Annotated in this window: 18 protein-coding genes; 4 read left to right on the forward strand and 14 right to left on the reverse strand. The window is 37.6% G+C overall.

Going from position 1 to position 23,059, the window contains the following annotated elements; all coding sequences use genetic code 11:
• The first annotated feature begins 35 nt into the window (after positions 1 to 35).
• Positions 36 to 845, forward strand: a complete 810-nt coding sequence (locus NSQ18_RS03685) for a Cof-type HAD-IIB family hydrolase (RefSeq protein WP_016838213.1) — start codon at positions 36 to 38, stop codon at positions 843 to 845.
• 93 nt (positions 846 to 938) lie between these two features.
• A complete protein-coding gene (locus tag NSQ18_RS03690; RefSeq protein WP_016838212.1) occupies positions 939 to 1,790 on the forward strand; it encodes a DegV family protein in 852 nt (283 codons plus the stop codon).
• A 102-nt stretch (positions 1,791 to 1,892) separates the two neighbouring features.
• Here the strand turns inward: NSQ18_RS03690 and NSQ18_RS03695 are convergent, their stop codons facing one another.
• The 14 genes from NSQ18_RS03695 to NSQ18_RS03760 form a co-directional block, all read right to left on the reverse strand.
• Positions 1,893 to 3,641 (reverse strand): oligopeptide ABC transporter substrate-binding protein, encoded by a 1,749-nt coding sequence (locus NSQ18_RS03695; protein ID WP_016838211.1) that lies wholly within the window; start codon positions 3,639 to 3,641, stop codon positions 1,893 to 1,895.
• A gap of 69 nt (positions 3,642 to 3,710) precedes the next feature.
• Positions 3,711 to 4,604 carry an ABC transporter permease gene (locus NSQ18_RS03700; RefSeq protein ID WP_016838210.1) on the reverse strand — a complete coding sequence of 298 codons (894 nt, stop codon included), beginning with the start codon at positions 4,602 to 4,604 and terminating at the stop codon, positions 3,711 to 3,713.
• 21 nt (positions 4,605 to 4,625) lie between these two features.
• Complete coding sequence (opp4B, locus tag NSQ18_RS03705; protein WP_096550506.1) at positions 4,626 to 5,588, reverse strand: oligopeptide ABC transporter permease; 963 nt, start codon at positions 5,586 to 5,588, stop codon at positions 4,626 to 4,628.
• Positions 5,589 to 6,533, reverse strand: a complete 945-nt coding sequence (locus NSQ18_RS03710; protein ID WP_016838208.1) for an ATP-binding cassette domain-containing protein — start codon at positions 6,531 to 6,533, stop codon at positions 5,589 to 5,591. It lies immediately after the preceding gene.
• 13 nt (positions 6,534 to 6,546) lie between these two features.
• Entirely contained in the window at positions 6,547 to 7,545 is a 999-nt protein-coding gene (locus tag NSQ18_RS03715; protein WP_016838207.1) for an ABC transporter ATP-binding protein, read from the reverse strand.
• A 254-nt stretch (positions 7,546 to 7,799) separates the two neighbouring features.
• On the reverse strand, positions 7,800 to 7,943 hold the full coding sequence (locus NSQ18_RS03720) for a hypothetical protein (protein WP_172597779.1): 144 nt from the start codon (positions 7,941 to 7,943) through the stop codon (positions 7,800 to 7,802).
• A 467-nt stretch (positions 7,944 to 8,410) separates the two neighbouring features.
• Positions 8,411 to 9,874, reverse strand: coding sequence for an alpha-amylase family glycosyl hydrolase (locus NSQ18_RS03725; protein ID WP_016839269.1), 1,464 nt, complete (start codon positions 9,872 to 9,874; stop codon positions 8,411 to 8,413).
• A gap of 389 nt (positions 9,875 to 10,263) precedes the next feature.
• Positions 10,264 to 10,626, reverse strand: coding sequence for a DUF1516 family protein (locus NSQ18_RS03730; RefSeq protein ID WP_339289006.1), 363 nt, complete (start codon positions 10,624 to 10,626; stop codon positions 10,264 to 10,266).
• A gap of 167 nt (positions 10,627 to 10,793) precedes the next feature.
• Positions 10,794 to 11,702, reverse strand: coding sequence for a fumarylacetoacetate hydrolase family protein (locus NSQ18_RS03735; protein WP_016839266.1), 909 nt, complete (start codon positions 11,700 to 11,702; stop codon positions 10,794 to 10,796).
• Positions 11,703 to 11,791: 89 nt separating this feature from the next.
• A complete protein-coding gene (locus NSQ18_RS03740) occupies positions 11,792 to 12,964 on the reverse strand; it encodes a DUF418 domain-containing protein (protein WP_339289008.1) in 1,173 nt (390 codons plus the stop codon).
• 74 nt (positions 12,965 to 13,038) lie between these two features.
• Complete coding sequence (gene addA / locus NSQ18_RS03745; RefSeq protein ID WP_339289010.1) at positions 13,039 to 16,764, reverse strand: helicase-exonuclease AddAB subunit AddA; 3,726 nt, start codon at positions 16,762 to 16,764, stop codon at positions 13,039 to 13,041.
• Positions 16,745 to 20,260: a helicase-exonuclease AddAB subunit AddB gene (gene addB / locus NSQ18_RS03750; protein WP_339289012.1), complete on the reverse strand. Its 3,516-nt coding sequence runs from the start codon at positions 20,258 to 20,260 to the stop codon at positions 16,745 to 16,747. The genes addA and addB overlap by 20 nt, the downstream gene beginning before the upstream one ends.
• 148 nt (positions 20,261 to 20,408) lie before the next feature.
• On the reverse strand, positions 20,409 to 21,056 hold the full coding sequence (locus tag NSQ18_RS03755; RefSeq protein ID WP_168412746.1) for a TVP38/TMEM64 family protein: 648 nt from the start codon (positions 21,054 to 21,056) through the stop codon (positions 20,409 to 20,411).
• Between the two features lie 11 nt (positions 21,057 to 21,067).
• Positions 21,068 to 21,619, reverse strand: coding sequence for an XRE family transcriptional regulator (locus NSQ18_RS03760; protein WP_016839261.1), 552 nt, complete (start codon positions 21,617 to 21,619; stop codon positions 21,068 to 21,070).
• 266 nt (positions 21,620 to 21,885) lie between these two features.
• On the opposite strand from NSQ18_RS03760, the gene NSQ18_RS03765 reads away from it, so the two are divergent.
• The gene (locus NSQ18_RS03765) at positions 21,886 to 22,620 is read left to right on the forward strand and encodes an AzlC family ABC transporter permease (protein WP_339289013.1); all 735 of its coding nucleotides are present in this window, start codon (positions 21,886 to 21,888) and stop codon (positions 22,618 to 22,620) included.
• The gene (locus NSQ18_RS03770; RefSeq protein ID WP_016839259.1) at positions 22,617 to 22,940 is read left to right on the forward strand and encodes an AzlD domain-containing protein; all 324 of its coding nucleotides are present in this window, start codon (positions 22,617 to 22,619) and stop codon (positions 22,938 to 22,940) included. The genes NSQ18_RS03765 and NSQ18_RS03770 overlap by 4 nt, the downstream gene beginning before the upstream one ends.
• Positions 22,941 to 23,059: the final 119 nt, after the last annotated feature.

Below are 23,059 nucleotides of genomic sequence, written 5' to 3' on the forward strand. Positions count from 1 at the left end.
ACGATAAAATCGAAAGAACAGAAAGGGGACTTTCTATGAAACAACATTTAATTGTATTAGACTTGGATGGTACTTTATTAACGGACAATCATGTGATTTCTCCAAAAACAAAACAAATATTAATGAAAGCAAAAGAAGCTGGACATCAAATTATGATTGCCACAGGAAGACCATTCCGTGCAAGCAATATTTATTATGAAGAATTGGGATTAACTACTCCTATTGTCAATTTCAACGGAGCTTATATACACCATCCGAAAAACCCATCTTGGCAAGCAATCCATTCCCCAATTGATATGAAAGTTGTACATGATGTCATTGACTCAGTAGATAAATATCAATACGAAAACTTAATTGCTGAAGTGATTGATGATGTTTATATTCATGTGGAAGATGCAACGATGATGGATATTTTCAAAATGGGTGACCCAAAAGTAACGATTGGAAATTTACGTGGAAACTTAAGTGAGGACCCAACGAGCTTATTGATTCATGCTAATGAAAAAAATGTACCTTTAATTCGACAACACTTACAAGAAGTGCATGCTGAGCTGATTGAACATCGCCGTTGGGGAGCACCTTTTAACATTGTTGAAGTAGTTCGTAAAGGATTAAATAAAGCAGTCGGTGTTTCCCTTATCGCGAAAGATTTAAATATTCCACGGGAACGAATCATTGCCTTTGGTGACGAAGATAATGATTTAGAAATGATTGATTACGCCGGCATTGGGGTTGCAATGGGAAATGGCATCAGTGAATTAAAAAATATCGCCAATGAAGTAACAGGAACGAATAACGAAGATGGCATTGCGAACTTCTTAATTGAAAGATTAAAATTAAAATAACACATTGTTGTTTTCCACGGAAAATCAACACCTTCTTACTAATTTTGAAGAAGGGTATTATGATTTTTTAAAAGATGGAAAGGAGAGGAAAAGATGAAACTATTTACGGATAGCGGTAGTGATTTACCTAAAGAATTCTATGAAGAACATGATGTCACATTATTCCCGCTGCGTGTTCACCTGAATAACAAAGAATATGAAGATGTCATTGGCATCGACCCTAAAGAACTATACGAGGAAATGAGAAAAGGAGCTACTCCAAAAACCTCTCAAGTATCACCAGAAGTCTTTTTAAATACTTTTGAGGAATACGCAAAAAAAGGCGAAGAAGCAATATATATAAGTTTTTCTTCCCAACTTTCCGGCACGCATAATACCGCAGTAATGATTGCAATGCAATTAAGCGAAAAATATCCAGATTTCAAATTAAAAGTGATTGATACAAAATGTGCATCCCTTGGACAAGGGCTTGTTGTAAAAAAAGCAGTGGAATTAAGAGATGCTGGAGTTCCTTTTGATGAACTTATTAAAGAAGTAGAGAATTATGCAAAACATATGCAGCATATTTTTACCGTAGAAAATCTCGATTACTTAGCTGCGGGGGGCCGAATTTCGAAATCAAGTGCATTTTTCGGAGGTCTTTTGAGCATTAAACCTATTTTACATGTGGATGATGGCAAACTCATCCCTATAGAAAAAGTTCGCGGCAGAAAGAAAGCACTCGCACGAATGGTAGAAATTATGGCTGAACGCGGCGGTGATTTTTCTAATAAAATTGTAGGAATTTCTCATGGAGATGATTTGGAGGCTGTCAAGGAAGTCCAACAGATTATTGAAGAGAAGCTGCATCCAAAAGGTTTTGATATAACGATGGTTGGTGCTGTAATAGGTTCCCATTCTGGTCCAGGTACACTTGCTATCTTCTTTACAGACAAAGATTATTAAGGTCAAATAACAAAGCACCTTCAAATTAGACGAAGGTGCTTTTTTTATTGGCAAAATATACACTATTTATATTGTCACGTTTTGTGAAATTCATCATACTCTTCACTTACTCTTGATTGGCTCCTTCGCCAACAACTCGATTTCATGTAATTCAGTCGGATTGTCAAAATCGATGCTATAATGTTTGACCCGCTTATTCACAGGAACAATCTCATAGCTAAATTGGAGTGGGATGACTGGAGCTTGTTCTTCCATATATTGCTGCCAAATCCGAAACTGTTCTGCACGATATGATTGATCAAATGCTTCTGGAGAATCGATTTTTTGAATCGTCTCCTCTAAAAAGTCAGACGTAAAACGGCTAAAGTTAAAGGCATCGGATTTTCCATACAAGCCGGCTGGCGAAGGATTTGTCCCCGTTCCCCATGCAGCCATAAAGACATGGATTTCTGGATCATCTGCCTCCACTTTATCGTAAAAAGCATTCACTTCAATCGGTCTTCCTGTCGTTAAAGTGACATTTAATCCAACATCCCGCCAATTTTGTAAGTAGTAAGCAGCAATTTCATCTTGAATGGTATCTCCTGCCATTGTCGCAAACTTGATTTCCAGCTTATTTCCCTTTGGGTCTTCCCGGAAGCCATCCCCGTCAATATCGATGTAACCTGCCTTGTCTAAAATCTTTTTTGCCTTTTCGGGATTATACGTATATCCTTTCAGCATAGCATCATGGTAGGTTTTAAACGCTGGAGGAATCAATGAATTCGCCCGTTGACGAAAATTGAAAAAGAGCACTTCGCAAACCGCTTCCACATCCAACGCATACCCCATCGCTTGCCTTAAAGCCTGATCTCCTACAGGTGTGGAATTTAAATCAGTCACCACTTCTCTCTTTTTCGGGTCCCATTTTCCCAACTTAAATCCTAAATAGGAATAATATAATTCTGGCCTCCCTAAAATATCAATGTTGTTAAACTTCTGGATTTCCGGCCATTTTGTTGCAGTGAATCCTGACACAATATCATACTTTCCAGCCCCAATCGCAACAGATACTGAGCTGGATGGAACAACCTCCACAAAGACACCGTCCAATTTCGGTTCGCCTTTCCAATAGTATGGATTTTTCACAAATTGCACAGATTCCCCAGGAACAATTTTATGAAACTTGAATGGCCCGAGTGTCACAGGATTTTTTCGAACGGCGTCGCTTTCAATTAACTTCTTCACAGGAATGCCTTTCAGCTGATGGCTGGGTGCCGCATAGGTCCATAAACCGTCCCCGCCGGAAAATATCGCAGGCGACAACTTTTTGAATCGGATTTCCAATGTGCGCTCATCGATTTTCCGGATGCCGGAGATGGTTTTCGCTTTTCCTTCGTGGTATTCTTCCACCCCGATAATATTCTTGAATTCCGTATCATATCGGACGCCCGTATAATCAGGATGGGCAATAATTTCGTAAGGCAAAATCAAATCTTCTATTTTGAGTGGCTCACCATCGGACCACCGGACACCTTCACGAATAGTAATGGTCACTTTATTCTCTTCCTGATCCACTATCATGGATGCAATGCCCTCATTATTGATTAAAAAATCGCCATCCATTTCAAAAATTGCATTTGATGCATAGCTCATAATGGCAGCATCGTAGCGGTTTTCATAGAGTTCAGCCAAAAACACTCCTTGGAGAGGTTCATCTTTCACAATTCCTACTTTTAAAATGCCTCCTTTGATTGGTGTTCCTTCATTTGTAACGGAAGTCGGCAATGTGACATTTTTTGAATAAACATTCGAATTCATTAGTGCTGTTATGATGATGATCGTGATGCAGAGTAATAATTTTTTTCTCATGATGTCCTCCCTTGGTGCTGTTTTAGTTAATATTTATCGATAAATAGAACAATTCATTGACATCATCCATTATCCCAATCGCTGCTTCACATCCACCGATCTCCTTAACGCTTGGCCGATATAATTGATGGCAAGCATCATGAATAAAATTAATAAAGATGCCGGAAGCCATACCCACCAATATTGTTGCAATACGGCTGGATTATTGGCATAGCTCACTAAGGTCCCTAATGAAGGGGTTGTGGGCGGCAAGCCGAATCCTAAATATGAAAGACCAGTTTCAATGCCGACGTTGCCCGCAAAATTCAATGTTAACTCAACGATTAATAATGAACTTAAATTTGGCGCCACTTCCCTCCGAAGTATGACAAAATCGCTTGTTCCAAGTGTCTTCGATGCGCTCACATAATCCCTTTTGCTTTCTGATAATGCCTTTGAACGAACGAGCCGGGCTGTTCCCGTCCATAAAAAGAGGCTCATAATCAGAATGAAAGAGGTTATCGAATATTTTGGCACAAGGGTTACAAAGACAATGATAAATAACAATGAAGGAATCGTTACGAAAAAATCAATGATTCTCATGATGATATAATCCACCCAGCCGCCGAAATAACCACAAATGAGACCTACCACAATGCCTATAAAACCAGTGATAAGCGTGATAGCAAGAGCAATGGATACGGAGTTTCTGGCGCCAATGATTAGTTGTCCCAAAATATCTTTTCCGCCCTGATCTGCACCTAATAAGTACTTCTCTCCCGGCCGACTATAACGGTCGTACAAATTAATGCGCATCAACTGCTCTTGATCAATGAAGAAAGATGCTATAAAAACAAATAGAATGAACAAAACTAATAAAAAGAGCGAAACCAAGGCGATTTTATCCTTTTGGAATTCCCGAAAAGCAACCCCTATTCCTCGTGGACGACCATTTTTTCGATATCGCTTCTTCTTACGTCTCATTTTTCCACCATCCCCTCCTCACTATTCAATTCGAATGCGAGGATCCACAATACTTAAAATAATGTCGGAAAGCAAACTACCTAGCAATGTTAAAAAACCATACAGCATCACTAAAGCGCAAATGACGCTATAATCCCTTGAGGCAATGGAACTGACAAATAATTGTCCCATTCCTGGGTAGCCGAAAATCGTCTCAATAAATATAGATCCGCCAAGAAGTCCGGTAATGGTAAATCCTAAAAAAGCTGCAATCGGAATAAACGAATTTCGCAAAATGTGCTTCGTATAAATTTTCCTTAACGGCACGCCTTTGCTTCGGGCCGTTCGTACATAATCCATTGTTTTTGCATCGATGATTTCCGAACGCAAATATTGAATCACACCGGTCGTACCGAGAATGGCATAAGTAATGGCTGGCAGTAGGATGTGATAAAAACGGTTCCATATGTACTGGATGGTTCCTGGTTCAACTTCGATATCTACGCTTCCGCTTGTTGGAAACCATTGCAATTTGTAGCCGAATATATATAAAAACAACAGAGAAAGTACAAACGTTGGAATGGCATAGGTGATGAAACTATAAAACACAATAAATTTATCTAGCCTTGACTGTTGATATCGCCCCGCTAAAATCCCAAGAGGAATGGCTATTAGATACAATAAAATGACGCTGACAAAGGATAGCCAAAAGGTGTTCAACGCCCGTTCCCCAATGAGAGAAGTCACATCCCGCTGAAAAGTATAGCTCTTGCCGAAATCCCCTTGCAGCGCATTTTTTACCCAGCGAACATATTGTATTGGTAAAGGGTCATTTAATCCCAATTCTTCCTTCAATTCTTCAATTCGTGCTGGGTCCGTTTCGGGTGTAATCATACCTGTAAATGGATCCCCCGGCATCATCTTTGCCATCACAAACACGATGATGCTTAAAGCAATCAGTTGTGGAACCATAAGAATGAGACGACGTACAATGGTTTTCCACATCTATACGACCTCCTTTACGCTCGAAGCCGAAACGTAATGGGTATCAGAAATCGGAATTAAATCATACACTCGTCCATTTTCATCAAAGGCTTTATGAATATGCTTTTCATACATTTTTTCAAACTCTTGTCGAGCCCATTTCCTTTTTTCCCTTCCCAAAGGCGTTGTCGCCGGAATGGAATTAAGCAATCGCTTCGTGTAAAGATGCTTTGGATTTTGGTAAATATCCTGCTTTGTGCCGCATTCCACAAATCTTCCTTTATACATGATAAAAATATAGTCACACATATGCTTGACGACTCCTAAATCATGGGAGATAAACAAATAGGTTAATCCAAATTCCTTCTGCACATCTTTCATAAAATTGAGCACTTGTGCCTGTACGGATAAATCAAGAGCTGAAACCGGTTCATCAGCAATGATTAGCTTTGGATTCGTTGCAAGGGCTCTTGCGATATTGATGCGCTGCTTTTGTCCTCCTGAAAATTCATGTGGAAATTTCTCTTTTGAATCGCCCGGCATGCCAACTATCGCAAGAAGTTCATCAATTTTTTTCCTTTCTTCCCTAGGAGTTAAGTTCAAAAAATTTCGAATCGGTTCTGCAAGGATATCAGCAATCCGTTTTCTCGGATTTAAACTGGAATGGGAATCTTGAAAAATCATTTGCACTTCTCGATGAAAATGCGAGGTGCGAGATTTCCTCTCCTTCGTCACATCTTCCCCTTCAAAAAGGATTTTTCCCGACGTTATTTTCTCAAGGCCAATGATCGCTTTTCCCGTTGTCGATTTCCCACATCCAGACTCTCCCACAAGCCCGTAAGTTTTCCCCTGTTCGAACTCCATATCTATACCATCTACCGCATACACCCAATCAACGATGGAATTAAAAAATCCACCCCGAATCGGATAATGCACTTTTAAATCAATGATTTGCATGAAGCTCAAACTGCTTCCTCCTTCAACGATTTATGGAGCTTTCATGTTGAAAATTGAAATACTTCCAGCATGTGCACTTCACAAAATGCCCTTTTGAAATTTCGTGGAATATCGGTTGTTCTTCATGAGCATCTTTTGGAATCCATGGAATGCGAGATGCAAATCTGCATCCTGTTCTTGGTAAGTGGGTTAACGATGGAACAATTCCTTCAATGGCGTTGAGGCGTTCATTTGTGGAGTGGAGTTGTGGCATCGAGTTAAATAATAATCGCGTATATGGATGCTTTGGACTAGCAAACAATTTTTGTACTGGTGCTTCTTCAATGATTTCTCCCGCATACATCACCATCACCCGATCGGCCATTTCTGCAACAACCCCTAAATCATGAGTGATCAATATGATGCCTGCTTCTGTTTCATTTTGCAATTCCTTCAATAAATCTAAAATTTGCGCCTGTATCGTCACATCTAGAGCCGTTGTCGGTTCATCAGCTATAATTATTTTCGGTTTACAAGAAATGGCTATTGCAATCATAACCCGTTGCCGCATTCCCCCGGATAATTGATGGGGAAATTGCCTAGCAACTTGTTCAGGTTTTGATATACCGACTTGTTTTAATAATTGTAATACCTTTTCTTCCCGTTCATCACGAGAATAGTCAGTATGATATGTTAACGCTTCTTCAATTTGATCACCAATTCGCATTAAAGGATTCAAGGCAGATAAAGGATCTTGGAAAATCATTGCTATTTCTGCACCGCGAATATGGTTCATTTCCTCTTCAGAACATTCCAAGAGATTGCGTTCTCCAAAAAGGATTTTTCCCGTCACTCGCGCATTCTGTTCATGGTGGAGACCGATGATGGCTGTAGCAAGAGTACTCTTTCCACAGCCCGACTCCCCAACAATTGCAAGAATTTCGTTATTTTTTAATGTGAAGGAAACCCCATCCACCGCATCATAAAATGTATCATTTATTCGAAATCCAACATGTAGATTTTGAATGTCCAGTATGTCCATTTTGGGAGAGTCCCCTTTCTTGCAATTGACTTTAATGAAGTGTATGAATTGAAAAGGGGAAAATTAACCTAATTACATGAGGGTTAGTATCTTCTCAATGAATTTTCTACAAATGCGTTATTTTCAAAAATACCTACAATCTTCTCATCATTTTTCTTCGGCATCCTTGCTATTCAGTCAATCGAGTAGGAGGGAGCGATTAACTCCCGTCCTCTCACACCACCGTACGTACGGTTCCGTATACGGCGGTTCAATTAAGATGATTGACGCAAGTCTTTATAACTTCCGTGAATAGCTGTTCTCTTTATGCCAGTGGTCACTCCACCCTCCAAGAGGTCTCCCACGGGATTCACCGCTTCCTTCCTCAAGTGAGGTACTACGTTTTCTGTGTTCATCATGACTCACTGAATGCCAAGGGCTATTCTCTCTTAATTGTTCGGTCCTTCTTAGTAGTTCTAAACCAACTAATACTATGACCTCTGCTGACTTCTGACGGTTCAGCTACTTATCACTAAGTAGGTTATGAAGCGTACTTCACATATCCGCCAGACCTCCCCGGGTAAGAATGTAATCTTTCCTTCCATCTATCTGCTTCATTTACTCTGTACCACCTTTGGCAGAAAGGACTTTGTTTTGTTTAGCAAACTCATCCAATGATACCTAGCCTTATATGAAGTTCGTGTTCCTCAGACCGGAAGTTTGCCGCTCGCTTCCTTCAGATTCCGCGTCACCACGGACACCCTTGCGTTAAGCTAACTGTTACTTCTGCCTTCACAGTTCGGGACTTACACCCTATAGATTACACCCATGCCAGGCGCACTAAAAAAAGCGAAATCAAAGCTAGTTGATTTCGCTGAATTTTGAATTATCCTTGAGAACGTTTGCGTTTTCCTCGTTTAATTAAAGAAATGATAAAGACGATGAAAATTATATAAACGAAAGCCATCGCTAGAATATATGAAATATTGATTCCTTGTTCATCAATCACTTGATAAATTTCAACAACTTCTCGGTCTTGGATAATTCTAAAAATCCCGTCTTCACCTTCACGGAAAATTTCACTATTTAACATTCCACGAAGCTCTTTATTTTCTCCAACAAACTCTTTCGGAATTTCAATCTTTTCGCGCATTCCTGTGTTGTTGATGACAATAATCCAATTTTCATCCTCAGAAGAACGCTGGAAAACAATTAATCCATTTTTATTTTGAATTAGATTGAAATCTCCTCTGCGTAGAGTTTCCGATTTATTACGCAACAATTGGATATCTTCAATATATTTTTTTAATTCTGTTTCTGTTTTAAAGTTATAAATTTGATGAGCTTCAGGTCCAGCTTTACCGTTCATGGCAATCTCGGATCCATATTGCATAACCGGTACGCCCGGAAGTAGCAAAGTTGTTGCCAATGCCATTTTTAATCGAGTTGGAGGATAAATTTCCGCTGTATATAGAAAACGATCTGTATTTACATTGTCAATCATAATTTGCGTAGGGATTTCCTCTTCTCCCTTTGCATAGGGTTCAAAATGTTTCAATAAATCGGATGTATCTTCATCAATATTTTTAAACGCATGGCTAAAAATTTTGCTTACTTCATCATAAAATTTCGCATCAAATCGAGCATTGCTTTCAGTATTTGAAATCACATAAATTTGTTCATTGACTGATTTAATTGCATCAATCATCTCATTTAAAAATTCTGTATCGGCAATATCGAGATTTGTTAAACGGATACCATCAACATCATATGTAGAAGCAAATTGGACAATAGCATCAATTAGCGCCTTTTGTACTTCTTCATTTTTTAAATCCCAGCGAAGTTTTCCATTCGCTGTCCCTACAATCCAAGAAGCTTTTTTAGGATCTTCAGCCCATTCATGATTTTCACTTACATTTGTTAACGGAAAATCTACCATAATGGACATGCCATTTTGTTTCACAATTTGAATCAACTTTTTGAACTCTTCTTCTGTCCCAAAATTAGGTTCCAATTGATGATAACTTGTCACCATTGAACCGTCATAAGATTCTGTTGCAAAGACCGAGCCGATAGAAACAATCGTAAATCCCATATCTTTAATGTCAGAAAGTTTATCTATAATCCCTTGAAAATCCCCACCAGCGAATTTTGCTGGATTTTTTGGATCGGTTTTCGAAATATCGTCATTTTCATTCGTAGCATTAAAATAACGATCGACTAATAAATCGTATATACTCTCATCAGCAATTGAACGGGGTTTTTCAGCGCTTGCGATAGGCGTTGAGAAACTTGCAAATAATAATGTTGCCATTGCTGTCGTTCGAATCCATTTACTGAGTTTCAACATAATCCCTCTCCTTTAAACCAATCAACGACATTTTACCAAAAATATAGATACAACTCCCAATAAAACATAAAAGTTTAATAAAATGCGCTTATTTTTTGTCTAAAGTGTGACAAAAAATAAAGAACCCCTCATGGTTATTCGTTCTTTTTATCTTCGAGTCCAATGAATTCTTCATTTCTATGATTACTCGGTTTTTGCAAAAAAACAAAAAGAATAAAAAGTAACATTAAAACAATCACAAATACAAGCATAACGATTGGAATCATAGCACATTCCCTTTCTTTTTTCTCATATTTGTTGAAATCATTTTAGAGTAATTGAGCAATAATTTCTATCTACAAACTAAAAAAACGCAAAGTATAAAATATACTTTGCGAACTCACGAATGATTAAGCTAAGAAATTCATTCCCATTGGTAATTTAAAGCCAAAGAATAACGTTAAAAATAAGAATACTGCAAATAAAACCCAAAATATTGTTGTTGGTTTGTCTTTAGCTTTACGAACAAGAACCATCTCCATCATACCAATCACTAAAATACCTAAAAGCAATTTGATTCCATAATTCAAGCCTTGACCGTAGTCCATTGCTTCAATAAATAAAGCTCCACCCGTAATGATAATGAGGATATAAAATAAGCGTAATACCATTTGCAATCCTTTGTTTGGTTTAATGGCAGCAATTAAAAACAAAATGATTCCAACAAACCATGTTGTGATGTGTAAATGCGTTGAACTTGTTAAAAAATCCATCTACTTCCCACCTCATCGTATATTTCATAGAATATCCTAACACGTGAATAGTTTCTATTCAAATATAATACTTCTTTTTATTTTGTATTTATTTTAATAAAGAGAAAAAGAATCCGCAAGTTATCGCTGTCAACACAATCATTGCGGATTCAATTTCTTACCCTCTATTAAATTGATTCAAAACGATTTGTTAATGTACCAATACCTTCAATCGATATCTTCACTTCATCTCCAGCTTTTATAAATTGTGGAGGATTCATTCCTTTCCCTACCCCGGCAGGAGTCCCTGTTAAAATAACGTCGCCAGGTTCTAGTGGAACATGCTGAGAAATAATCGAAACCAACCGATCTACTGGGAACATCATATCTTCTGTATTTCCATTTTGGCGTACTTCTCCATTCACTTTCGTCACAATCGTCAAGTTTTGGGGATTTGGAATCTCATCTTTCGTTACAATGTATGGTCCCATTGGGCAAGTAGCATCCAAACTTTTACCTAAAAAATATTGTTGGTGTCTCTGTTGAATATCACGGGCTGTGATATCATTAGCAATCGTATACCCAAAAATATAATCATAAGCTAATTTTTCAGGTATATCTTTTCCGAATTTGCCAATGACAACTGCCAACTCTCCTTCATAGTCAAGGGAGTCCGTTTTTCCTTCATGCACTGGTAAAACATCGTGGTCTGCAGCAATCGTCGTCGGTGACTTTGTGAAAATGACTAAATCAGATGGAGCAGCTTCCACTCCCATTTCCTTTGCATGTTCATCATAATTTTTGGCTACACAAATAATATTTTTTGGAGTTCTTGGAATTGGCGATAACCATTCAATTTTGCTAAATGGTAATTTAAATTTTTCAACCTCTCCTGATTTTTCTGCTACTTCTACTAATCTTCTAATTTTTTCAACAAAATCATACCCTAATGCAATGCCTTCAATAATCGTTTGCGGAAACGATGGTAGCACTTGAAGCGTTTCTTGAATTGCTAACACATCCCAAACTGCTTCTTCTTTTTTTACTTTTGGACCAAACTTCACTTGATTATTGAATTTAAAGGATAAAATTTTCATTCGTAATAGCCCCTTTACATTTTCACAAATTCTAATAAACTACGAAGCGTAGTATTAATAACATATTACATGAAAATCATTTATATTGCTCAATTTTCCGTACCGTTTTTTCCATAAGTGATGCGTTTTACAGCTTTTTCAAGCGGTCCTTGTTGATATTTCAAAAACCACAATTCAGATAAGGCTAACTGAACGACATAAATACCAATGGCGATAACAATTCCCATCATTACATCCACTTTTCCATATAACCCAAAACCGAAATTGTAAAATAATAAAGTGCAAATGATAGACTGTATGATATAGATAGTTAATGACATGCGTCCTACTTTAGCGATTGGGCTTAGTAGTTTTGTTGCAAATGGTATGAGACAAAGTACGACAATTAAAGACGCATACCCTACGGCTAATATGGGCCCTCCTATATAAACTCGGACATACTCTAATAAATAAGTCCGCGTTACATGAAAAGGCACACTTTTAATAAAAAGCCCTCCAGCAATACAAATAATCGTTAGTATAATCCACATCACTTTCAATTCTTTTGCCCGCTCAACTAAACGCCACTTAGCAGCTGCTGCTCCGATCATCATATATGGCAAAATTGTAAACAACGCGCTAATCCACATACCTGGAGCCATTTGAACCGCTAAATCATTTAAACGTTGGAAAAAGGCATCAGTCCAAGTTCCAATACCGTAAGCTGTAATCGCATTATTAATTGCAGTAATATCGACATGAGGAGTTTCAAACTCTGCATTCGCTATACCTGCAATGGCATATAAGGAGAGGATGAAGAAATGCAATAGACCATTCATTGCTAAAGCAACGGTTAGCAACCATCCACTCTTTAATTTCAAACATAAAATTAAGAAAAATCCGCAAAAAGCATACATCGTAAGGATGTCTCCCCACCAAATAAGAAACGCATGCAACAATCCAATTATGAATAACACAACGAGACGTTTTGTTGCGAAAGGATAAAATCTCGTACCGGTTTGCTCAGCTTTGATCCACTGCATCGCTAAACCATAACCAAACAACATCGAAAATAAAGGATAAAAACTGCTTTGTACATAGATATCTAATGTTTGATATAACATTACATCCTGATAATCCGTAAACCAGCTATGCAAGTCAAGAATGTGGGGAAGCGGCAGGGAAAAGGCAAAGATGTTCACTATTAGAATGCCAAGCAAACTAAATCCCCTCATAATATCAAGGGTATGAATTCTTTCATTCAAAGACGTTGGTTGAAACACTACATTCGACCTCCTAAATACAATTAAACTATCATTTTCATGCAATTCTTACAAGAAGAAACGTCGAATGTTTATTACACCAGAGCTTCCAACTGTATTTCTTTCCCTGCCTCAAATAAGTAAAGCACCTTTTCATCTACTTTGATTTGTAAAATCTTTTCCACCGCTTCCGCATAAAGGCGAATTTGCACACTATAACGCTTCGACATTTCAGCTATTAACGCTTCCTCTTCTTCAAAAAACGGTAATATTTTATCCGTTTTGTAATCGAGCAACACCCATTTTCCGTCATAATCTTGCATTAAGCAATCGACAATCCCTTGGATCATTTGAGAGTCGCCTTCCGCATCGGACACACTTAATGTAAACGGTACTTCTCGATACAATTTTTTCGCGTTGCTAAATCGTTTTCCGATTGGCGTAGCAAAAAAGTGCAATAGTTGTTCAATTTGGATAGCTTTCATCTCTTCTTCTGTAATTAATTGTTTTTCTACTAACGTTTCAAGGAACCGTTGTGCTTCTTCCGTATTGATAAACCCTTGTTGCGGTACATGTTGCATCACGGTATGCATCGCTGTACCAATCTCTGTCGCAGTTAATTGTTTTTCTTGCATAAAAATCGGCCGATTGACGAATGATTTTTTGCGATTTTTATAATAAATTCCAAAGTACTCACTCTCATCTTCTTGCTGCAAGTTTTCAATGCGCTTCATTTCGGATACACTCGTTTTAGACTTTTTCTTAGTTGCTCTTTCAAATGGATAAATATGAGTAAATCGACGTTCCAATTCTTGCAATAAACTGTCATCCACTTCTTTCTTTGCAAGTTCGTTTTCCGTTTCTTCCATTTTCTCCTGTTTTTTCATGAATGATTCATTGGATATGACGCTTACTTGCCAAGTGGATGGATGTTGTATCGGCGTATAGTCTGTATCACTAAAATCTTTAAACGATGCATGTCGACTAATTGCTGGACCAATCCAGTCAAGATAATTTCGAGCTCGAGCCCTTACATAATCCGGCAACATTTCATCTTGAGCCAAACTTTGAACTTCACACCAATTTTGCTTCGTTTTCTCCCAATCTTTCACAGAGCCGACGAGAACGAGCTTTTCTTTTGCGCGGGTCATCGCCACATATAAAATGCGCATTTCTTCCGCTTTCATTTCTAACTTTTTCTTTTCCTTCATCGCTAAAAATGGCAATGAAGTATACATAATTCGATTGTCTGGGTCTATCGCTTTAACAGCTAAACCGTACTCTTGGTCAAATAAATATGGTTGATTGAAATCCATTAGATTAAAATTACTACCTAATCCAGCTACAAATACAACGGGATACTCAAGCCCTTTCGAAGAGTGAATCGTTACTAAACGAACAACATCATCCTTCTCTCCTATCGATTTTGCAATTCCTAAATCTTCCCCGCGGGATTTCATGCGATCGATGAATCGTAAAAAGCGGAATAATCCCCTGAAAGAAGATTTTTCAAAACTTAATGCTCGGTCATGCAGCGCTCGTAAATTAGCTTGACGCTGTTTACCGTTCGACATCGCGCCTACCATTTCATAATAATTTGTATCTAAATAAATTTGCCAAATTAGATCAGATAGACTGCCTCTGCGTGCTAAATCTCGCCAATTATCCAATTGTTTTAAAAACTTTTCAAGCTTTGCTTGTGTGCCTATTTCAAGGCCAGAATGCTCTTTTTCAACAAATATTTTTACAGCTTCATAGAATGATGCTTGCTTTTCAGTTAAACGAATGAGTGCCATTTCATTTTCCGTTAAGCCGACAAATGGAGCTCTTAATACAGAAGCGAGCGGGATATCCTGGTACGGATTATCAATGACTTTTAATAAATTAATCATAATCATCACTTCAAGCGCTTCAAAATATCCTTTGGAACTTTCGGCATATAGAGGAATATTTGCAGCTTTAAATTCTTCAATAATATCGTTCGACCAGGTCATTGATCGCATGAGAATGACGATATCGCTATAACGCATTGGGCGCATTCGCTTCCCTGGGTCTTTTTGCTTCGTATCGTACACTGTTGCACCAGCATCCATCATTTCTCGAATGCGTTGGATAATGTAACGAGCTTCTTGTTGAGATTTTTTCATTTCCTCTTGGATCATTAAATCAATATCCTCTTCTTCATTATCATTAGAAGTATCTGGCTGTTCTTCATAAATGATTGCTAATTCCACTGGAACTTCGACATCATCATATGGTGCGCTTGGTTTTAAAGCTGCTTTCTCATCATATTTAATTTCTCCTACCTTCTCGCCCATCACTTGCTCGAATATATAGTTCGTTCCGTATAGAACTTCCTTTCGACTGCGGAAATTAGCATTTAAATCGATTTTCAAACCGCTCGATTTCGGCTCTTCCTCAAATGTTAAATACTTATTTAAAAAGAGCATTGGTTCAGCCAATCGGAAGCGATAAATGGACTGCTTTACGTCCCCTACCATAAATAAGTTGCCGTTACTCTCATCGCCGCTTTTAACTAATTGCAAAATCGTTTCCTGCAGCATGTTTGTATCTTGATATTCATCGACAAGCACTTCTTTAAAGCGCTGTTGGAATTCGATTGCTACAGGAGATGGTTTTATTTTTCCATCCTCTTCTATCGTTAATATTTCAAGGGCATAATGCTCTAAATCTGAAAAATCTACAATCGCTTTTTCTAATTTTGCTTGTTTAAACTTTTCATCGAATTGAAGTGTTAATTTTACCAATGTTTCAATTGTCGGAGCCATGAGCCGAATTTCTTCAATGAGCCGCTCTGGTTTTCTAGCAAAATACGTATCTTGAATTTTTTTTACGATGTCTTTTGCTTTATTTCGCTTATCTTGCGCTTTCTTTTTTAATTCTTCATCGCAAGAATCTTTCGCCACCCTTGCTAAAGTTGACCATTTTAATGTAGAAAAGAATTCGTATGCTTCTTGCCAAGAAGAGCGAATGCGACGAGATGCCTCTTGAATGAGCGCTAAATCCAATTCCACCGTTTCTCCGTATGGAGCCGGACCATCTGGCATTAAAGCATATTTACGAACCGTTAAAAGGTGAGACCTTGCTTCTTCCAATTGAAACTCTATAGCATTTTTCAAATGCTCAATAAAAGGTAAATCATCTACCGTCACATCATTCGGAATCTGATATTGTTCCACTAGAGAATGAAGCCATTTTTTTGGCTCGGGATGTACTCGAGCAGTATCGTATAATTGATCAATCAAAACTTCGATATCTTGGTCATCTCGATCGGACGTAAAACTATCCACTAACCGATAAATACGGTTAACTTCGTTTTCATCTTCAGCACTATAGGCTTCCTCTAGCACATCTTTTAACACATCATCCCTGAGTAAAGAAATTTCTCCTTCACTGGCAATGCGGAATCCCGGGTCAATATCGAGTAAATAAGCATATTGCCGAACAATAGATAAACAAAAAGAGTGCAGTGTAGAAATTTGCGCTTTGTTGACAAGGCTCAACTGCTTTCGTAAATGAGCATTATGGGGGTCTTTCGCAATTTCCTTCTCAAGAGCATCCGCTAAGCGGTGGCGCATTTCCGCAGCTGATGCAATGGTAAAGGTAACGACAAGGAGCTCATCTACATCAATCGGGTTTTCTTTTGCAATGACCTTTTCGATCATCCGATTAACAAGCACCGCCGTTTTTCCTGAACCTGCAGCAGCGGAAACAAGAATATCTTGACCTGTTGCCCAAATGGCTTTCCATTGTTCATCGGTCCATGTAGCGTCTTTCGGCTTAGTTGGAATTGAGTTCATCGTCATTCAACTCCTTTCGAATTTTTTCTACGACATTTGGCGCTTTATCTGCCTGCAACAGTTGATATTCACCGTCTGTCGGGTCAAATTGGCATACCGACTTAAATTCACAATAATCACAAGCAGTTCGATCTTTTAACTTAAATGGTCGAATAGAAGTATCTCCGCTTAAAATGGAATCTCCTGCTTCCCTATGTTTTTTGCGCACAAATAATCGCAACTCTTCCATCGCTTCAGGCGGTACAACTTTCGAAGTTTTGGAAAATTCCTGTTTTTTCGTTATCGACACTGGAATAATAATCGACTTGCCATCCTCTTCTAAACGCTCGTCCATCGCAATCACAGCCTCTTGATCTTCGGATAACAATCCTTTCATTTTGTACATCTTTAATCGTTCTTCTTCGATTTGTAATTCATTTAACTCCTGCTCAATTTTTAAAAGAGGATTTTGCACATGGACGTATAGGACACCTGCGGGCATTGCCGGTTCATTTAATAAAATTAATGAATTTTCAACGGCTACATCTAAATACGTTAATAACTGCAATGATAAGCCGTAATACACTTCATTTAAATCTAAATCTCTGCCAGAAGATTTATAATCGATGACACGTAAATAAGATGTTCCACCAACTTTTGCATGGTCTATTCGGTCAATTCGTCCTCTCAATTTCATTTTTCGGCCGCCGTTTAATGCTATTTCTAAAGGCGGTAATTGTTCATTTTTGCTAGGGCCGAAAGACGCTTCCACAGCTATTGGCTTAAAGGTTGAATTCTTTGCATGCTGTGATAGGGCAACCATCGTTTTTTCAACGATGTGCATCAATTTCCGCTGAATATAGCGATAGCGGGAACTGCTTAACAAGATTTGGTGTGAAAAAGCCGGTACAATCTGTTCTACAGCTTCTCGTGCAAGATGAGCACATTGTTCTTTCGTTAATTTATTCCATGGCAAGTTTAATCGGCTAGTCTCCTTCGAAATCCACTTTAAAGCTTCATGGAACAAATCACCCATTTCAAATGTTTCTAAACGGAACTCCGGGCGTTGTTGCAAGCGAAGACCATAGGATGCAAAATGGGCAAATGGACAACTAAAATACTTTTCAATTCGTGAAACGCTGGATGTGAAGTCATCCCCATATAATGCTTCCGTCAATTCTTGAGCCAATTTTTCTGAGACATTTTTTTCTTTCAACGGTTTCATTACAACTTCAAGTACTGGTTTCCATTCATCACTTTGTTCATAAAACGTTTTAAGTGCTCTCCATTCTGGTGCAAGCTCCATTGATTCCGCTTGTTTCAATTGAGTCATTAAGTAAGCTAGCGATGTTCTCGGATGTCGTAAGTACGAAAGCACTTTTTCCTTATTCCATTCTTCGATTGGGTCAATAAAAATTCTTTCATGAGGCAATGTGTATTTTCCGTTCACTTCAAATAAGTTGTGCAACCGTTGTACATAAAGAGATGGTAATAAAGCTTTACTCTCCTCATCACTGCTGGAATATGTGACATATAAACGGTCTGTAGGGGAAGAAAAAGCACGATAAATATAAAAGTTTTCTTCCATGAGTCGATGCTTGGATGATGGGTACAATTCCACATCAATTCCTGAAAACCATTCCCTGTCCATATCGTTTATGAATCCTTCATAGTCAATACGCATTGGATATACTCCGTCATTCACGCCAATGACGAAAACAACTTTCATATTGTCAAAACGAGAAAACTCCACAGTTGCAACAGTCACTTCATCAACAGCTGGAGGAATTTTTGAAAATTTCAGCGTGTCAAATCCTTCATCCAGGATTTTAGCGGCTTCTTCAATCGTTAAAGGCTGGTCTCCAAACATGATAGCGAATTGTTCAAGTACGTTTACCCACTGGTTCCATGCCTGATCATGTTCCATTGCCTCTTCCAGTTTGCCTTCTTCCAGTTCTTTATCTTTTAACGTCTGAAGCTTTTCATAAATTTGCAATTCTTCAACGGTTGTAAATAGAGCCGTTGCGATTTCTTGTCCATTGCGAGCCTTCTTTAATTGTTTTTCAAATTTTATTAAAGGTTCTCGAATGTAACCCTTCATTTCATCGATAATCGCTTGTATCTTTTTTTCTTCATCGGTTTGTTTCGTTGTCACAAACTCTAAACCTCGATATTTTTTATACATCCAACGGTCGTCTTGCATCCATCGGTCTCCATAAATTCCTTGAGCAATGACAAAGTTTTCAAATACATCCGCTTTCTCTCTTATTTCTTTTACATTAGAGTTTAATGGGAAAAATAAATCTGTTTTTACACTACGGAAAATCGGTTCATATTTCCAATGAGAAGTAATCACTTCTAAAATAGAGCGGCTAAATTCAATTAACGGATGATGCAACATCGATTTTTTCTCATTGGTAAAAACAGGAATATTATATTGTGCAAATATTGTCGAAATTAGCGGATCATACACATCTGCTTGTCGATACATAATCCCGATATCACGATAACGAATACCTTCTTCTTGCACTAATCGTTTTATTTCCCGGGCAATTCCATGAACTTCAGCACGCCGATTTGCTCCTTCAATAATCTTGATAAAACCTTCTGCTTCGATTTTTTTTGGAGTTAGCTGATAAAATTGCTGTTCCACATGAAATAAATCTCGATTTTTATAGCGGTGAGTTGTTTCCAAATGAATTCTCGGTTCAATTTCGATACCTAATTTTGTCGCTTCTTGTTTTAATTTGTCGTATGTGAGAGCAGCACGATAAAACACTGCTTGTTCATTGTGTTTATCTTGTTCATCTTCAAAAGGAAGAACAATGGTAACTCTTTTCGTTAAAGATAAAAGCTGCTTGACAATTTCAAACTCACGCACTGTAAATGATGTAAATCCATCGATATATACATGAGTGTCTTTCAATTTTTCAGAGTATTTCATTTGCTGGATAAGGAAGGGATATAGTCCATCTCCTTCTACATATCGATCCCCTAAAATTTCTTCTAATTTTTGTATTATGATTTGTAAGTCTTTAGATTTCGCAATTAGTGTATGAGGAGCTTGGGCTTGTTCAAATTTTTCAATTGCTTCTTTTAATGCGATACTATCGATATTAAACTGATTAAATTCCTTAATTATCTTCTCAATTTCTTCCGTAAATCCTCGCTTATCAGCAGCTTGGCTGAATAAAGTAAAATGGTCTTTATTTTCTTCCAACAATCTTCTAAGGAGCATTCGATATCCAATTTTATCAACTTTATCTTTTGCGATGCCTCCCGTTTCTTGTAATACGTGCCAGGATAATCGCTTAAAAGTCATTACTTGCGCACGAATCAACCCTTGAATATCATAGTGATTCGTTAGCTGGTATTCCGTAGAAAAAGACATTTGGTCTGGCACAATTAAAAAAATCGGTGGGCCAAAGGGATTAGATTTTACCTCTTCCACAATTTCTCGATGAATGAGGGCTGTTTTCCCTGTCCCAGCTCGTCCGCTAATAATTCGTAATGACATGTTGCTCCTCCTTCAATTTCCTCTTGCTTTATTGAAAAATAGTATTTTATTTATTATAGTACATTTACTAATAGATTCGATAAAATGCACCAATGAAAAACGCCCCGAAATTGCTAATTTTTCGGGGCTTTTCAATCAATTACCAAGCTTAATCTTTATAAGTTATTTTTAATTTCTTATTCTTTCTAAGTCTCGATACTTCTTTTAATTCTCTTTCAACACGTTTATTTAAATATCGTTCAATTTGCTTTCCGATAATCCATAATAAGAAAATTGCGACAACGACAAGTACTAATTTTGTGGGACTTCGTAATAATGCACCGATATCATAACCAAGTAAACTAATTGTTAAAATCATTACACATTTTCCTGCCAACAACACTACGAAGTAATATTTTTTCTTAATATTGGAAAGCCCTGCCACGATATTGACTAATACGGATGGTGTAAATGGGAAACACAATAATAAAAATAGTGGGGCAATTCCTTTCATATCTACCCAATGAATGAGTTTTTGCATCTTTTCATACTTAATGAATTGTTGGACTTTACGATTATTTCCAAATCTACGAACAAGCAAAAAGACCGAATAAGACCCCAATACTGTTCCAACCCAGGAAAGTAAAAAACCAAACCAAAGCCCGTGAGAACTTGCATTGGCTACTACGAAAACAACTAGAGGTAGGAACGGCAAAAAGGATTCTAAGAAAGGAAAAAGGATTCCAATTAGCGGTCCTAGTGTTCTATATTGTGCTTCCAATGCTTCAATATTTTCTACGGTAAACCATTCACTCACCTGTTCCACCTCTATCGATACTGAATAATTAAATGTAAAATCGTCACCTTATCTGTTGGATTTTCGTATTGGTGCGGCTGATTAGCAGAAAATACGAGCGTTTCGCCTTCTTCTAAACATTCCTTCATATTGCCGCATTGGACAACTGCCTGTCCTTCTATGACCGTAACTGTTTCCTCTACTCCTTCCGTGTGGGGCTCACTTTTATGTATCACCCCGGGATCCATTTCAATTTTATAAAATTCCCAACCCCGTTCCGGATTATAAGGGATAATGGAATATACACGGTATTTGCCATTTTCTTCAGACACATATGTAGAAGGATCCACACTATATTTTTGGAAAAATGTTTTCGGTGGCTGTAAAAGTGATGAAAATGAAATTTTTAACCCTGCGGCTATTTTCCAAAGGGTTGAAACAGTTGGATTTGCTTCACCCTTTTCAATTTGGGCAAGCTGTGCCTTACTTACATCAGTAGCTTTTGCCACATCATCCAAACTTAAACTCCGCTCTTTCCGAATTTTTTTTAATTGTATACCAATATTACGACTCATTTGATCCATTTTTTCATTCCACCCTATTGTCTATTTTAAAAGACAAATGTATACTATACTAAACAAAATGTGAATGTTCTGATTTTTTATTTTCTGTTTATTACCATTAATTAGCGATTATTTAAATTAAATTATCTCTGTATTTATCATAATACAAAATTTCTCTTTGTACTGTAACGATGATTTAGTCATTTATGCTGCATACTGCTAAAATTCCGTCAATCTTTTAAAACAGTATTTTTCATTTATTATATTTGAAAATTTAGTAGAAAGGAATGGATAGTGTGGCAACGGAAGTCAAGGAAGTGAATCAAAGTTTTTCTGATGACTCCTTTTTACAAGGTGCGAAGGATTGCGTTCCTACGTTATTAGGTTACATAAGTATAGGGCTTGCTTTTGGGGTAGTAGGCGTCACATCAAAATTATCGATTTTAGAAATCTTTCTACTTTCTGCACTAGTTTATGCTGGCAGTGCACAGTTCATTTTTGCAGGTTTATATTTAGCGGGAGCCCCAATGTACATCATGGTTATTACAACGTTTATTGTTAATTTACGATTCTTTTTAATGTCGCTTACTGTAGCACCGCATTTAACTCGTTATTCTGCTTTACGCAATGTCGGCTTTGGTTCGCTTTTAACAGATGAAACGTTTGGTGTTGCGATTACAAAAATAGGACGAGAACAATATCTTGGTGGTCGTTGGATGGATGGTTTAAATTTAACCGCCTATTTTACATGGATTGCAGCATGTGTTGTTGGAGGTCTTGTAGGAAATTGGATTCCAAATGCTGAAGCTTTTGGTCTTGATTATGCGTTAGTAGCGATGTTTATTGCGTTGCTAGTTTTAAACTTAGCAAATGTTAATAAAAGAAAACTCATACATTATTTAAAATTAATCGGTTGTGTTTTTGGAAGCTTGTATATTCTTTCTTATTTCATGCCTAGTCATTTAGCTGTACTTTTATCGACGATTATTGTAGCAACGATTGGGGTGTTGACTGAAAAATGACGACTACGCTATCCATGTTTTTACTTATTTTAGGATGTGCTTTTGTTACGTGGGTACCACGCGTTACTCCATTTATATTAGTACGGAACATCCAATTACCGAATATCGTATTGCGTTGGCTCCAATTTATACCCGTATGCATTTTAAGTGCACTTGTATTTCAAGCCTTACTTCGTGAAGAAGGAAAATTTGTCACATTTGATATAGAAAGTACTATTGCATTCATCCCAACATTACTTGTAGCAATTTGGACGAAAAGTTTATCCATAACAGTTGTCGTAGGTGTGTTGACGGTAGCTGTATTGAGAAATTTCTTTTAATTACATCGGCGTTGCGATAATTTCGCACAGAGCCGATGTTTTTTATTGTGAAAATCACTTTCTTGTATTATTAAATTTTCCTCCATTGGTGAACGAGTCCACAAACATAACGAAAATGG

This window comes from Ureibacillus sp. FSL K6-0786, from assembly GCF_037965165.1.
GTDB classification, from domain to species: Bacteria; Bacillota; Bacilli; order Bacillales_A; family Planococcaceae; genus Ureibacillus; species Ureibacillus thermosphaericus.

What these genes read in the sequence shown, in the direction of transcription:
- NSQ18_RS03685 (WP_016838213.1), top strand. Translation starts at nt 36, where the DNA reads ATGAAACAACATTTAATTGTATTAGACTTGGATGGTACTTTATTAACG.
- addB (WP_339289012.1), bottom strand. Translation starts at nt 20,260, where the DNA reads ATGTCATTACGAATTATTAGCGGACGAGCTGGGACAGGGAAAACAGCC.
- NSQ18_RS03760 (WP_016839261.1), bottom strand. Translation starts at nt 21,619, where the DNA reads ATGGATCAAATGAGTCGTAATATTGGTATACAATTAAAAAAAATTCGG.
- NSQ18_RS03700 (WP_016838210.1), bottom strand. Translation starts at nt 4,604, where the DNA reads ATGAGACGTAAGAAGAAGCGATATCGAAAAAATGGTCGTCCACGAGGA.
- NSQ18_RS03735 (WP_016839266.1), bottom strand. Translation starts at nt 11,702, where the DNA reads ATGAAAATTTTATCCTTTAAATTCAATAATCAAGTGAAGTTTGGTCCA.
- addA (WP_339289010.1), bottom strand. Translation starts at nt 16,764, where the DNA reads ATGAACTCAATTCCAACTAAGCCGAAAGACGCTACATGGACCGATGAA.
- opp4B (WP_096550506.1), bottom strand. Translation starts at nt 5,588, where the DNA reads ATGTGGAAAACCATTGTACGTCGTCTCATTCTTATGGTTCCACAACTG.
- NSQ18_RS03720 (WP_172597779.1), bottom strand. Translation starts at nt 7,943, where the DNA reads ATGATGAACACAGAAAACGTAGTACCTCACTTGAGGAAGGAAGCGGTG.
- NSQ18_RS03770 (WP_016839259.1), top strand. Translation starts at nt 22,617, where the DNA reads ATGACGACTACGCTATCCATGTTTTTACTTATTTTAGGATGTGCTTTT.
- NSQ18_RS03715 (WP_016838207.1), bottom strand. Translation starts at nt 7,545, where the DNA reads ATGGACATACTGGACATTCAAAATCTACATGTTGGATTTCGAATAAAT.
- NSQ18_RS03690 (WP_016838212.1), top strand. Translation starts at nt 939, where the DNA reads ATGAAACTATTTACGGATAGCGGTAGTGATTTACCTAAAGAATTCTAT.
- NSQ18_RS03765 (WP_339289013.1), top strand. Translation starts at nt 21,886, where the DNA reads ATGGATAGTGTGGCAACGGAAGTCAAGGAAGTGAATCAAAGTTTTTCT.
- NSQ18_RS03730 (WP_339289006.1), bottom strand. Translation starts at nt 10,626, where the DNA reads ATGGATTTTTTAACAAGTTCAACGCATTTACACATCACAACATGGTTT.
- NSQ18_RS03695 (WP_016838211.1), bottom strand. Translation starts at nt 3,641, where the DNA reads ATGAGAAAAAAATTATTACTCTGCATCACGATCATCATCATAACAGCA.
- NSQ18_RS03725 (WP_016839269.1), bottom strand. Translation starts at nt 9,874, where the DNA reads ATGTTGAAACTCAGTAAATGGATTCGAACGACAGCAATGGCAACATTA.